Consider the following 12,869-nt stretch of genomic DNA (forward strand, 5'->3'; position numbering starts at 1 on the left):
CGCCACTGAAAGCGTGGTTGAACGAGGAATGCTGGTGGACAGCGGCATTGCCGTATTTGCGTTGAACTCGTTGGCTATAGAATGTGCCTAACATCAATGATTCGCCTGTATCTCTGCGCGTCTCCGACTGCCGAGGCGAATTCCGGGGCTGACATGAACATCAACTTTGAAACCAACGTTTTTCCACTGTTTCATCCGCAAAGCGTGGATGATCTCAAGGACCCGTGTCCTGTCTTCGATGGCCGTGTCTGGCACGTCTTCGGGTCAAGCGGCACGGTCACCACCGAGACGTGGAGAATCTTGCATGCCACGGCGCCCGATCTTTATGGGCCGTGGGCCGAGCATGAGCCGATCGAACTTCCAATCAACGGTACTGGTGTTGCGGCTCCCGGTGTGACCCACGAGTGCGGCGTCTTCCACATGTTCATCCAGACAGAATTCATGAAGTCGGGTGGCCGTTGCGAGCATGCGGTTTCCAACGACGGGTTCCATTGGGTAGTCCTCAGTCCGGCCATTCTGGCCATCCCGGACACGGAAGAGGACGGCATTTACGATCCGCATCCAGCAGTCATTGGCGGTGGGCGCTACCTGGTTTATTCGGCTATGCCAAAATTCACCAGGGTGCCTCAGCCCGACATCTATCTGGCACGTAGCCAGTCCGACTCGTGGTTCGGTCCGTGGAAGCGGATCGGCAAAATCCTCGACCACAACGATGTTCCCCACCATAACACCAGAGATGATCCCGACTACGAATGGGGCATTGAGGGCGCGCAACTGATCGAGCTGCCGGACGGCCGGGTGCTTCTCAACGCCACTTGCTTTCTTCCGAATGGCCTTCGGGGAAACCGGCAACGGGTGTTTTTTGCCATCGCCGACGAGGTCAGCGGGCCTTACGTTTCGATCGGCCCGGTGTTGGAGCCAGGTCAACCGGGCGAGAACGGCCACTCGACAGTGATGATCGATGGCAGTCAGCTTTCACTGTTCTACCAGAGCCGGGTTGCCACAACCGATCACCGATGGCGCTATGGTTTGGCCAGATGCGACGTCGCTCTCTTTTCAAAGGTCGCGTGATTCCAGGCTGCCATTAGCGCCTTGAGGCGGATGCGCGTCATGCGGCCATGGAACTCCGGAGGGTTGAAGGTGATCCGCGTCGGTGACGGTAGCAAAGTGTCATCGCGAAATGATTTCAGCCCGTTCGTCAATTGTCTCCGCGCATCGATGACACCGCCAGATGCCCGACTAATGGGCTCATAGCTATTTCTTCGGTCCCTTGACAGGGAATGTCGCGTCGCCGTCTTTTTTGCCGGAGATCACCCGCGGATCGGCGCTGGCGACGCCATCGTTTCCGCCGCCCTTGTGGTCCTTTTCCGACTGACCCTTAGCGTCCTGCTCGGGTGTCCGTCTTGATGTTCGAAGCGTCTTGTCCGCCATCATGGCCTCGCGTTTGCCATCCAAACTTCCGGCAATTTCGAAAGTTCCACCGCTTTAGCAAGCCGAAGGACCCAGTGAGTTGGAACGTCGTGGCGGGACGTGAGTTGTAAGCGAGGATATTCACCCGCAGGAGGACGCTTATGGCTAACCGCCGAGAGCAGCAGACGGACCTCACGCCCGCCGAGGCAACAGACCGCATCTGGGAACTCGCCGAGGACATCGACGTCTGCATGTTTGTGACCTGGGACGGCGAGTACAATCGAGCCCGTCCGCTATCTGCGCGTGTGGTCCGTGAGGAAAACGCCATATACTTCCTCGTCAATGACGACAGCGCCAAGAGCAAGCAGCTGTCGACCTATCCAAAGGTCACATTGGCCTGGAGTGACAACAGCCACTACAAATACGTCACGATGTCAGGCCCGGCCACAGTGACAAATGACAGGGAAAAGATCGCCGAGCTCTGGGAGAAAACTGACTCAGCCTGGTGGGATAATGCCGATGATCCCGAGATTCGTCTGATAACGGTCAAACCCGACGAAGGCGAATTGTGGGACAGCCCGGGGCTAATGATGGCTACCGCAACGATGGTGTTTGCGGCCGTTACCGGCGCCAAGCCGAATGTGGGCGACAACGCAAAGGTCGAGCTCTGAGCGAGCGGCTAAACTAACCTCTGCTTTAGAGGCAGCGTCGATGAGCATTTTGGAAACCAGCAAGAAAGTGATCGAGAACGTCACCGGTTTCGCAAGACCGCGCAAGCAAGCTGTCGCCGGATTTGTGAGGCAGCGAAAGTCGAATGAGTTCTGGTTCAAGGATGATGGACTTGTACCCAATCATCCAGCATGGCCGCTCGTCGTTTATCGCGGCGCCGTCGAATTGCCCGAAGGACTTGATCCAGCAGCCGTCATGGAGGTGCTTTTCGATGCAAACGGATGGGGCGATAGCTGGCGAAACGGCATCTATGATTACGTTCACTATCATTCGCAAATACACGAGGTTCTGGGCATTGCCCGCGGAAATGCTGAAGTCCGGTTTGGGGGCAAGAAAGGACGAACGCTGTCGCTGAAGGCTGGCGACGTCGCGGTCCTCCCGGCAGGCACCGGGCACCAATGTCTCTCGGCATCCGATGACTTTTTGGTTGTCGGCGCGTATCCTCCATTTGGGACTTATGACGAATGTAGGAGCAAGGATCAGCATAGCGATGCGCTCGCAACCATCCCCAAGGTGGGGCGTCCGCGCAAGGATCCTGCATATGGTAGCCAAGGTCCGCTTCTGAAAAGTTGGAAGCGTTAATTTAGTCGTCGGGGTCGAAAGCCTTGGCAACCGCCTCTTTCTCAGCCTGCGGCAGGACTGTCATTGTGAGAATGAACGCTGACAGCAGGAGACAAACGCCATTCGTGATTATGATCGGCCACTCTGCCTTCATGATGCCGAAGGCCAGCCACAAGGCGAACCCCAACACAGTGATGGCATACGTCGGTGCGGAGATGCCGCTTGTCTCTCGTGTCCTGATGATTTTCCAGGCTTGCGGCGTGAAACTGCTCATCGAGCAGACGGTCGCGAGATAGCCGATGAGCGTGACTGTCTGCATGGAAGCGGCCTGCCCTACGTCGCAGATACGCGCTTGAGATCAGATACGCGGACCACGCCGTGCTGGCTGACAAAGGTCAGGGTGGAGTCCGTGCTCTGGCTCTGCGAAACACCGGATATGCGATGGTCGCCTGTGTCATAAATCTCCATCTTTCCATGATCGTCGATGACCAGGCGGCTTCGCTCAGGAAACGCTGCGTAGCGCATATTGTTTTGAGAACCAGCGGCAGACGGGCTCCCAAACTCCTCAGGCCACCATGAGCCGGCGTGGGCCATGGCGGGATGATCGAGCAGGTGGGACGAGAGCTCCGCCGCGATAGCGTTGAGCTTCGCCTTGAGGCTGTCATTGAACATGTCGCCGACCATCGTCATGCCGGAGGACCATTGTGACATTCCTCCGAAGTCGACGTGGCTGAACTGGGCCATGGTTCCACCACCACGCCGCAACGCCTCAAGGACAGCCATGACAGCGCCATCAGTGACGCCATGCTGGCGTGCAAGGCGCGCAGTCAGTTCAGCTTCCTTTTGAGTGTTTTTCATCATTGCGTCCTTTGAATCGCTTGGCGCCGGCAGTCCTCATTGTTGGCGATAGACATGCGGCCAAATCTAATCACGAAGGAGCGCCACCAGGTCTTCAGGCTCCTTGCCGAGGAAGCTCAATCAAGTTCTATCCAGGCTGGCGCATGATCGCTCGGCTTGTCCCATGCACGCGTTTCGGCATCTACTCCGGCATTCTTCAGGCGATCCAATAGGGATGAACTCAGCAAGAGATGGTCCATCCGGAGCCCGGAACTCCGATCGTACCCGCCGCGGTAGGAGAAGTTCCAATAGGTGTAAATTCCCTTTTCTGGATGAATGCGACGGACGGCATCGATCCAGCCCTGAGCAAGCATTTCGGCGTACGCGCTCCGGCTCTCGGGGAAGTAAACGGCATCGCCAACCCAGCGCCCCGGCACCGCCGCGTCGATCGAGCCTGGAACGACGTTATAGTCGCCGCACAGGATGGTCGGTGAGCTATCGCCGAGCAGCACCTGGCCATAGGTGATCAAACGTTGGAACCAGCGAAGTTTGTAGTCGAACTTCGGCCCCGGCGCTGGATTGCCATTGGGCAAATACAGGCAGCCGACAACAAGCCCATTCACATCTGCCTCGATGTAGCGGCTGTGCGAATCGTCGGGATCGCCCGGCAGACCTCGACGACGTTCCAGCGGCTCAATCCCGCGAGCGAGGATTGCCACGCCATTGTAGGACTTCTGTCCGTGCCAGATTGCGCCATAGCCGGCGTTTCTAATCGCATCGACGGGATATTTTTCGTCAGAGGTCTTCAGTTCTTGAAGGCAGACGATGTCATAGCCGGTTTCGCCAAGCCACTTGAGAAGCACTGGCAGTCGGCCGTTGACGCCATTGACGTTGAAGGTTGCGATGCGGGTCATCTCGATGATTTAACGTCTTTGCGCCGCTTCGATGCGACATAGGGTCGGTAGCCAAATCTTGCCTTTTGTCATCGTCCATCTGCATTTTTGCTCGAAGCATTGGTGCTTTGACCGGAAGCAGCGGATGTCTTTGCATCTTTGGAATGCGCGGCAATCGCCGGACCCGCGCCGGTAGCTTTACGCATATCGCCGCTCCCCTTGCCGTCAGTCGATTTCTTGCTCAACAGTCCTGAGAAATATTTTCCAAAGAAGCCCATCCGACTCTCCATCTTGGCGCTCATTCGGCGCCTTTGCGGGCCCTGAACTCATCTCTGCGCTGTTCTCGCAACTGCCGAGGATCGCTGCGCGAACCACCAAGGGCGCGGCGCCTGACCAGCGCGGCCGAACACTCAAGCAGGAAACATTCCAGTCCTTTGTAGATATGCGTGATCATGTCCTTCATCTCCCGGGACCGCCTCGGCACATAGGTCGCCGAGGCGGTTGGGTAGGCGATCAATCAAGCCGCTTTCCGTTCTGCCGCTCGTTCGTTGACGCCGGCTTCACCGAGGGCAGTCAGCGCCTCGTCGGTGGCCTTCTCCTCCTCAAGTGTCGCATTGAGGAGCGCAACCACGTCATCCTTGCCGAGCGTCGTAGCCCAGGCAATCAGGGTTCCATACCTGGCAATCTCATAGTGCTCCACGGCTTGCGCGGCACCGACGAGCCCTGCATCGAGCGAAGTCGAACCCTTGTACTCCTGAAGGATTTCAGATCCTTCCTCCAGGATGCCGTCGATCGCCGGGCAGGTTTTGCCGCGCGCGGCCGCGCCGAGAATCTCGAAGACCTCCTCCAGACGTTCGACCTGCCCCTCGGTTTCAGCGAGGTGCTTCTCGAATGCTGCCGAAACTTGCTCTTCGGATGCGCCTTTGGCCATCTTCGGCAAGGCTTTCAGAATTTTCTTCTCGGCATAGTAGATGTCTTTGAGGCCATCGAGGAAAAGGTCCTCCAGGTCCTTGTTGTTGCCATTGGCTTTCTTGGCAGTGGGCATTGTGCCGTCTCCTCTGTTGAAAATTGCCCGTCGCGAGCATTTTCTTAACTCGGAAACCCGAACCCGGTTCCGGGATAATGGAGATATCTAAATTTAAAGGGTCCTGCGCTTCACTGAGAACAACGACCACGTCATTCTCGTCGAAGAGCCGCGGCGGGGCGCACGCCATCGGGCTCCCGCCAACGGTCGTGCGGTCTGACTGCAGGAGACGCAAGTTCCGCGGCGGCAGCAGAGCAGTCGGGGCAACGCCTCTCAAGCCTCCTGACCGCTCTGCAGCCGCTTGATTGCTGGCCCTGCTTGCATCCAGCAATTGGGTGATTGGACGCTGCGTATGCAACCAGAATACCTCAGAATGGTTCTAGCTATGATTTGAGCGGGATGGCAGCGAGCACCGTCCAAAGGTGGCAATTTTTATGGACGTATCACTTTCGCGAACCGCAGACGACAACATCAAAACCGGCAAGAGCGGCTTGCTGCTTGTCTCGGACAATTATGACGCTTTCGCTGTGCGCGTGCTGGCGGCAAGGAGCGCTGAGCGCAGCCTCGACCTGATGTATTACCTTTGGCATGATGACCACACCGGCCGCTTGCTGCTTCGCGAGGTTTTTCGAGCTGCTGAGCGCGGTGTTCGGGTGCGCATGCTCCTTGACGACGTCAATCCGCGTAAAAATGATGCGGCATATCTGGCGCTGAACAACCATCCAAACATCGAATTGAAGTTGTTCAATCCGAGCGGTATCAGGCGCGGCCGGATCATGCGTGGTGTGGAAGTGCTGTTGCGGCTCTTTGCATTGACGCGACGGATGCACAACAAGGCTTGGATCGTTGACGACAAATTTGCCATTGTCGGCGGTCGGAATGTTGGCGATGCCTATTTCGATGCGGCAGAAACCAATTTCCGGGACCTCGATCTGCTGCTCCTGGGGCCTGCGGTACGGCAAACCGCGGCGATATTCGATGCCTTCTGGGCTTGCAATGAAGCCAAGCCAATCAAAACCTTGGGATCAGTGGCTGAGCATGAGCATGCCAAATGGCTTGAAGGAAGCGATACCGGCCCCGATCCCAAATTCTTGAACGGCATCGGCAACCGGGGCTCGATCACGGAGTTTATTGCGGCCAGCAACGACGTTCATTGGGTGGATGGCGTGCGGGTCATTTCCGATCCGCCGGAGAAAGTTCGTGGTTGGAGACGTCGCAGCTGGCTTATGAAAGAGCTGCGTCCGATCATCCAATCCACGCGCGGGTGTCTGGAAATTGTGTCGCCCTATTTCATCCCCGGCAAAAGGGGCACAGCGATCTTGCTGGACCTTGTCGGCGCCGGTGTTGACGTTTCGGTTCTGACCAATTCCCTGGCCGCCACGGACGTCGCCGCAGTCCATGGCGCTTACGCAAACTATCGCAAGCGGCTGCTGAGGAATGGCGTCAATATTTTCGAGCTTCAGCCGTTCAACCGGCGCTCCGCAATCTCGGTGTTTGGCTCGAAGGGCGCCAGTCTGCATACGAAAGCTTTCACCGTCGACGACAATATCGGCTTCGTCGGTTCCTTCAATTTCGATCCACGGTCAGTGTCCTTGAACTCGGAAATGGGCGTGCTGTTTGAGGATCCGAAATTGGTCGCCGAGCTGCGGCATCGATTCCAATCGGAAATATCTCCGGAAACAAGCTATCGGCTCGAACTGAAGCACAATGTTCTGCATTGGCATGGATGCGGCGAAGGCAAGATTCAGGACTATACGCATGAACCAGAAGCCGGATTTTTTCGCCGTATCCTGGCGGTCTTCGTCCGTCACCTCCCGATCGAATCTCAGCTCTAGCATCCGACGATGGCCGAGGACCTCGCGATCTCAGCAAATTGCCCTGCCGGGGATCGCGTGAGCGAAACGTGAAACCCTGATCTACCACGGGTCAGCCAGACCGCATCACACCCGGTTCTTCGACAACCGCGTCGCCAATCCCATGCTGTCCGGCGTCCGGATCACTCGGCAACACGTCGGAAAAATTGACTGTGGCGACCAGGTATCCGGCTTCATCGTAGACCTTGATAGTCGATCCCGATTGCTTGGTTCCTGACCCAGGATCCGCCGCCACCGCTACGCGCGCCATCTCTATTGCTCTCGGACTGGCCATCTCCGCACTCGCTAGCTCTTCCTCGAGAGCGGTAGTCTGGCCGGATACTGTCGTCTCAAAGCGGAATTTTGGCATGGGCAACCTCCTGTTCCTATGCAATTCCGGTGTCCGGGTTGCGTTCCAAAGAAACAGAATTGGTGGGAAGCAGCTAAGATCGCCGCGATGGCCAGACCCGTGTCGCCACGAAGGTCAGCAAACCCGTGATCACAATCCAGGCCTGCACCTCGCGTTGGATAGTTGGCCCAGGGTTCGATGTCTGTCGCGACGGGCTCTCTGCCTCCACTATCGGTTGAAGGTCGGACCGACTGCCGAGACGGACGGAATAGGCCCGCGTGAACTCGGCGCCGAGCAGGAATATCTCAGACGAATAGTAAACCCAAAGCAGCACGACCAGCAGTGCACCCGCCGCGCCATAGGAGGATGCGATCGCGCTGGTTCCGATATACCAGCCAATCAGCGACTTGCCGATGGTGAAGAGCAAAGCGGTCACTGCCGCGCCAATTGCGACATCGCGCCAAGCGAGCGACCGGTCCGGCAGGATCTTGAAGATCGCGGCAAACAGAGCGGAAATCAGCACGAATGATACAATGCCGTTTATCGACGCGAGAATGATGGTGCCGAACGGCAGATGGGCGTTGATGACAGCGCCAAGCGCGGAAATGGCGGCACTCGCCGCCAACGACACAAGCAGTAGAAATCCCAACGCTGCAACCAGACCCAGGCTGGCCGCCCGCGCCCGCACCAATCGCGACACAGACATGGGTGGTGGGTCAATCTTCCAGATTGTGTTGAGCGAAAGCTGCATTTCGCCAAACACCCCGGAGGCTGTCACGAAGAGGGTGACGATGCCCACCAAGGTGGCAAGAGTGCCGGCGGTTCTGTGAGAAGCGCTTTCGATGGTGCTGCGCAGAAGGTCGCCGGTTTGCGATCCCATCACGCCTGCGATTTCGGCCGACAGAGCGAGTTGAGCTGCTTCATGCCCAAAGACAAGTCCAGCAATCGCAACAACGATCAACAAGATCGGGGCCAGGGACGTAACGGCATAGAACGCCATCGCCGCACCGTGGCTGAGGGCATTGTCGTTGATGAATCCGAGGATGCTCTCCTTGCCAAGAACCCAGGCTTCGCGTGCCACCCGCATGGGGAATTCCTTTTACCTCAACGAGCAACCTAGTGCTGTCGGCAACGAAAGCGAGACCTGCCGCCAGTGCGCGAGGCGCGATTGCCGAGACACGCCCGCTTGTCTCTGCACCAACGGCCAGAAATGTTCCATGCGGCGCCGGAACTCGCCGGGCTCGTAATGGTTATCGGTCATCCGATTGGAGTGATCAAAAAATGCCTGATAATGAAAACCATCGCGAGACCGGCGCAACGAAGTACCCGGCTAGAACAGGTCCTGATCCTTCGGATGCGTTCTCTCAGGATGCGGCCGGCAACAAGAAACCCAAGAGTGGGGTCGGTCTGACGCGGCCAGTCAATGAGGTGGATGACAAGACGCACCAATCCGATGGCCAGAACGCCCCGGCGAGGCCGGGCGGCGGAAACACGGTCAAGCCATGAACGTTGCCAATCTTCAGCTTGAAGGGTTGATGATGGCGGTCGCGTCAATCAACAATCTGCTCGTTCACAAAGGTCTGCTGTCAATTGACGAGATCGATACCGCCCTGCGAAAGGCAGAGGCGTCCATGACAAGTGACGAGCGGACCTACGAAGATATGTCACCGGCCAACCGTGACGCGATCTGCTTCCCGATCCGGCTTCTGCAGATCGCAAACAACGCGCAAGGCGAACTGGACATCCCACCATTTCCAGAGCTTGCAAAAATGGTTGGGCAAACCAAGGAACCTTAACGTCAGCGGTGACGACATCACGTGTAATCTCCGTGAATGCCTACATTTGACGGCGATGCCACTCTGAAGCGGAAAAGCAGCATCGGCGCCGTCTCGGCTATGAACCGAACCAAATCTCACCCACTGCGTTGAGTTCGGCGTTGCGTCATTAGTCGGGGCACTTCCATGAAAACGGGCGAGCTTTCCACCTACCGGGCCAAAAGGGATTTCGCGAAGACGAAAGAGCCCAGCGGCGAAAGCTCGATTGCGGGTTCGAACCGACTCCGGTTCGTCATCCAAAAACACGCGGCCACGCGGCTGCACTATGATCTTCGCCTCGAGCTTGGCGGGGTCTTCAAATCATGGGCTGTGACCAAAGGTCCATCACTGGATCCTCACGACAAACGACTTGCCGTGGAGGTTGAGGATCACCCGCTGGAGTACGGCGACTTCGAAGGCACGATTCCCCAAGGACAATATGGTGGCGGCACGGTGCAGTTGTGGGATCGCGGATATTGGGAACCGGAAGGCGCCATGTCTCCCGAAAAGGCGTTGGAAAAAGGCGACCTGAAATTCACGCTGCAGGGCAAGCGCCTGCATGGAAGCTTCGTCCTCGTGCGCATGAAGCATGACCGCAATGGCGGGAAGCGGACCAACTGGCTGCTGATAAAACACCGCGACAAATACGCGACAGAGGGCAATGGCGATGCGGTGCTGGCTCAGGATCGATCCGTCGCCTCGGGTCGGAGCATGGAGAGGATTGCAGCGGGGAAGGGGGCAGGTCCGAAGCCGTTCATGATGAAAGGTTCATCGTTGGCCGATGCGGATGCCGTTTGGGACAGCAAGCGCGGCCATGCGGCCGACGAGCGCGCCGCCAGGTCGGCAATGCCTGCTCCGCGGCCGAAGCGAGCCGGTCCTGCCTCAGCGGCGAAGATGCCCGACTTCATCCCACCACAGCTTTGCGCGACGCTCTCCCGGCCGCCGGCCGGGACGAACTGGGTTCACGAAATCAAGTTTGACGGTTATCGCGTCCAGTTGCGCGTGGAAGACAAGGACATCGCCCTTAAGACCCGCAAGGGTCTTGACTGGACGGAGAAATTTGGCGCCATCGCAAAGGAGGCCGCCAGCCTTCCCAATGTCATCATCGACGGCGAGATCGTAGCGCTTGGCGAGAACGGGGCGCCCGATTTTGCCGCACTGCAGGCAGCGCTGTCGGAGCGCCGGACGAAGGACCTGATCTACTTTGCCTTTGACCTGCTCTTCGCAAATGGCGTCGATCTGCGAAAGATGCCTCTCTCACAACGGAAGGAACGTCTGAGCGAGATGCTCGGCGAAGTCGATCGCGGCGAGCAAAATCTCATCCGCTATGTCGAGCACTTCAGCAATGGCGGCGACGCGGTGCTGCGTTCTGCCTGTCGCCTGTCGCTTGAGGGGATTGTCTCCAAAAAGGCCGATGCGACCTATGTTTCGGGGAGGACCGACACCTGGGCCAAATCGAAATGCCGCGCCGGGCATGAGGTGGTCATCGGCGGCTGGTCGACGACCAACGGCAAATTCCGGTCATTGCTCGTCGGCGTCAATCGCGGTGAACATTTCGCCTATATCGGCCGTGTGGGGACCGGATTCAGCGAGGCAAAGGTCAAGCAGCTGATGCCCAGGCTGCAGGAGATGAAAGCCGCGACGTCGCCGTTTACCGGCGATGGCGCACCGAAAAGGAATTCAACCGTCTTCTGGACGAAGCCGGAATTGGTCGCGGAAATCGAGTTCGCCGGCTGGACCGGGGGTGGCAATATCCGGCAGGCCGCCTTCAAAGGCCTGCGTGAAGACAAGCCCGCAAAAGACGTCGAGGCCGAGCGTCCAGCCGATCCTCAAGAGACGCCGATTGCCGACCCTGCCAAGGTGACTGGCAAGACAGGAAAAAGCCCGGTTGTCATGGGCGTCATCATTTCCAAGCCGGACAAGCCGCTTTGGCCGAATGCCGGCGACGGTCAGCCCGTCGACAAGCTCGATCTTGCAGAATATTTCGAGACCGTTGGCCCCTGGATGATCAGACATATCAAAGGTCGTCCCTGTTCACTCGTGCGTGCGCCGGATGGCTACGCCGGCGAGCAGTTTTTCCAGCGCCACGCAATGCCAGGCACATCCAATCTGCTGGAACTGGTAAAAGTCTTCGGCGACCACAAACCGTATCTGCAAATCGACCGCGTCGAGGGTCTGGCCGCGATCGCCCAGATAGGCGGCCTTGAGCTTCACCCCTGGAATTGCCAGCCGGGTCATCCCGAAATACCTGGCCGACTTGTCTTCGACCTTGACCCCGGTCCGGAAGTCCCTTTTGCGAAGGTGGTCGCGGCAGCCAAGGAAATGCGCGATCGTCTCGAAGATCTGGGCTTGGTGAGCTTCTGCAAAACCACGGGCGGCAAAGGCTTGCATGTCGTGACGCCATTGGCGGCCGAACGCAGCAAGACGACATGGGCCGAGGCCAAGGCCTTCGCAAAGGCCGTCTGCATCCAGATGGCGGCAGATAGCCCGGATCTCTACCTCGTCAACATGGCCAAGAAGCTGCGGACATCCCGGATTTTTCTCGACTATCTCAGGAATGATCGCATGGCGACAGCCGTCGCCCCTCTCTCCCCTCGCGCCAGGGAAGGCGCGACTGTATCCATGCCGCTGACCTGGAGTCAGGTGAAGGCGGATCTCGATCCGAAAAAATACACCGTTCGCACGGTCCCGGGCCACCTGAAAAAGACCGTCGCCTGGGCTGACTACGACGATGGCGAACGGTCGATCAGCAGTGCCATCAAACGGATTGGTTCAGCGAAGCTCGCCGCATGACGACCTCGGTTCGCGCTGGCTTGCAGGTACGAGGCCCAAAGTCCAACCTCCTGCCTCACCGGTCTCTGGGATTGCCCAGGGCGGGATCGCGCGCCCGGGTGTAGCCCTCGACGCGAGGCAAACCGTCATCCATCCTGATAAACGGCAGCCGCATTTCCCAATAGGCTTGAGCTTGGGGATGGAACTTCTCGGGCGCGTCCATGAATCCGATCGAGATGTAGAACTCATTTGGCAAGCCTTCATCGGTGTACCCAATCGAGGTGCCACATTCCGAACAGAAGGAGCGCACGACGCCCCTGGTTTTCGAGAATGTTTTTGGTTTTGGGCCGAGCCAATGGACCTGATCTGGACGATAGCCAATCCAGATCGTCAGTGGGCTGCCGATCGCTCGTCGGCAGTCATCGTCGTGGTCGAAACAAATCCAAAAGGGATCGCCACTGAATTCAGCTGTGATGGCTCCGCAAAAGCAACGCCCTCGATCAATCCGGGCCGGTTTTCTGATCGTCGTTCGGGGTTTGTCGTCCATGGTAATCTTCCGGCCAGCGTGGTGGCGTAACGCCGCGGACGGCAAGCAGTTCCTTTGGACGTCAGAGAGCCGCAGACGCG

The 12,869-nt window shown here is 58.0% G+C and carries 17 protein-coding genes; 7 read left to right on the top strand and 10 right to left on the bottom strand.

Annotated elements, in window-relative coordinates; all coding sequences use genetic code 11:
• Positions 1-153 precede the first annotated feature (153 nt).
• Positions 154-1,071, top strand: coding sequence for a glycoside hydrolase family protein (locus NLY43_RS27880; RefSeq protein ID WP_023700021.1), 918 nt, complete (start codon positions 154-156; stop codon positions 1,069-1,071).
• Between the two features lie 183 nt (positions 1,072-1,254).
• Here NLY43_RS27880 and NLY43_RS27885 read toward each other — a convergent pair whose 3' ends face one another.
• Positions 1,255-1,431 (bottom strand): hypothetical protein, encoded by a 177-nt coding sequence (locus NLY43_RS27885; RefSeq protein WP_155922451.1) that lies wholly within the window; start codon positions 1,429-1,431, stop codon positions 1,255-1,257.
• Positions 1,432-1,571: 140 nt separating this feature from the next.
• Here NLY43_RS27885 and NLY43_RS27890 point away from each other — a divergent pair, with 140 nt between their 5' ends.
• Positions 1,572-2,081: a pyridoxamine 5'-phosphate oxidase family protein gene (locus NLY43_RS27890; protein WP_023712198.1), complete on the top strand. Its 510-nt coding sequence runs from the start codon at positions 1,572-1,574 to the stop codon at positions 2,079-2,081.
• A 40-nt stretch (positions 2,082-2,121) separates the two neighbouring features.
• A complete protein-coding gene (locus NLY43_RS27895) occupies positions 2,122-2,721 on the top strand; it encodes a cupin (RefSeq protein WP_023668038.1) in 600 nt (199 codons plus the stop codon).
• 1 nt (position 2,722) lies between these two features.
• On the opposite strand, the gene NLY43_RS27900 is transcribed toward NLY43_RS27895, so the two are convergent.
• The 6 genes from NLY43_RS27900 to NLY43_RS27925 form a co-directional block, all read right to left on the bottom strand.
• Positions 2,723-3,019 (bottom strand): SemiSWEET family sugar transporter, encoded by a 297-nt coding sequence (locus NLY43_RS27900; RefSeq protein ID WP_023712197.1) that lies wholly within the window; start codon positions 3,017-3,019, stop codon positions 2,723-2,725.
• Positions 3,020-3,033: 14 nt separating this feature from the next.
• On the bottom strand, positions 3,034-3,558 hold the full coding sequence (locus NLY43_RS27905; protein ID WP_032996795.1) for a hypothetical protein: 525 nt from the start codon (positions 3,556-3,558) through the stop codon (positions 3,034-3,036).
• Between the two features lie 116 nt (positions 3,559-3,674).
• Complete coding sequence (gene xth, locus NLY43_RS27910; RefSeq protein WP_023700027.1) at positions 3,675-4,451, bottom strand: exodeoxyribonuclease III; 777 nt, start codon at positions 4,449-4,451, stop codon at positions 3,675-3,677.
• A gap of 68 nt (positions 4,452-4,519) precedes the next feature.
• Positions 4,520-4,732 carry a hypothetical protein gene (locus NLY43_RS27915; RefSeq protein WP_245259911.1) on the bottom strand — a complete coding sequence of 71 codons (213 nt, stop codon included), beginning with the start codon at positions 4,730-4,732 and terminating at the stop codon, positions 4,520-4,522.
• Entirely contained in the window at positions 4,729-4,884 is a 156-nt protein-coding gene (locus tag NLY43_RS27920; RefSeq protein WP_155929676.1) for a hypothetical protein, read from the bottom strand. The genes NLY43_RS27915 and NLY43_RS27920 overlap by 4 nt, the downstream gene beginning before the upstream one ends.
• A gap of 63 nt (positions 4,885-4,947) precedes the next feature.
• Positions 4,948-5,475, bottom strand: a complete 528-nt coding sequence (locus tag NLY43_RS27925) for a YciE/YciF ferroxidase family protein (RefSeq protein WP_023681150.1) — start codon at positions 5,473-5,475, stop codon at positions 4,948-4,950.
• A gap of 413 nt (positions 5,476-5,888) precedes the next feature.
• Between NLY43_RS27925 and NLY43_RS27930 the strand changes: the two genes are divergently transcribed.
• Complete coding sequence (locus NLY43_RS27930; RefSeq protein ID WP_023700029.1) at positions 5,889-7,289, top strand: phospholipase D family protein; 1,401 nt, start codon at positions 5,889-5,891, stop codon at positions 7,287-7,289.
• 91 nt (positions 7,290-7,380) lie between these two features.
• On the opposite strand, the gene NLY43_RS27935 is transcribed toward NLY43_RS27930, so the two are convergent.
• Together NLY43_RS27935 and NLY43_RS27940 are read right to left on the bottom strand one after the other, a co-directional pair.
• A complete protein-coding gene (locus tag NLY43_RS27935) occupies positions 7,381-7,677 on the bottom strand; it encodes a hypothetical protein (RefSeq protein ID WP_023668045.1) in 297 nt (98 codons plus the stop codon).
• Between the two features lie 73 nt (positions 7,678-7,750).
• The gene (locus NLY43_RS27940; RefSeq protein ID WP_023681152.1) at positions 7,751-8,743 is read right to left on the bottom strand and encodes a YihY/virulence factor BrkB family protein; all 993 of its coding nucleotides are present in this window, start codon (positions 8,741-8,743) and stop codon (positions 7,751-7,753) included.
• 194 nt (positions 8,744-8,937) lie between these two features.
• Here NLY43_RS27940 and NLY43_RS27945 point away from each other — a divergent pair, with 194 nt between their 5' ends.
• From NLY43_RS27945 to ligD, 3 genes are all read left to right on the top strand, one after another.
• Complete coding sequence (locus tag NLY43_RS27945; RefSeq protein WP_156933724.1) at positions 8,938-9,162, top strand: hypothetical protein; 225 nt, start codon at positions 8,938-8,940, stop codon at positions 9,160-9,162.
• The gene (locus NLY43_RS27950; protein WP_023681153.1) at positions 9,159-9,452 is read left to right on the top strand and encodes a hypothetical protein; all 294 of its coding nucleotides are present in this window, start codon (positions 9,159-9,161) and stop codon (positions 9,450-9,452) included. Before NLY43_RS27945 ends, NLY43_RS27950 begins: the two co-directional genes overlap by 4 nt.
• A 165-nt stretch (positions 9,453-9,617) precedes the next feature.
• A complete protein-coding gene (gene ligD / locus NLY43_RS27955; protein WP_023712195.1) occupies positions 9,618-12,263 on the top strand; it encodes a DNA ligase D in 2,646 nt (881 codons plus the stop codon).
• A 55-nt stretch (positions 12,264-12,318) separates the two neighbouring features.
• On the opposite strand, the gene NLY43_RS27960 is transcribed toward ligD, so the two are convergent.
• Complete coding sequence (locus NLY43_RS27960; RefSeq protein WP_050589761.1) at positions 12,319-12,789, bottom strand: GFA family protein; 471 nt, start codon at positions 12,787-12,789, stop codon at positions 12,319-12,321.
• Between the last annotated feature and the right edge of the window lie 80 nt (positions 12,790-12,869).

It is taken from the genome of Mesorhizobium sp. C416B (assembly GCF_030323165.1).
Lineage (GTDB): Bacteria > Pseudomonadota > Alphaproteobacteria > Rhizobiales > Rhizobiaceae > Mesorhizobium.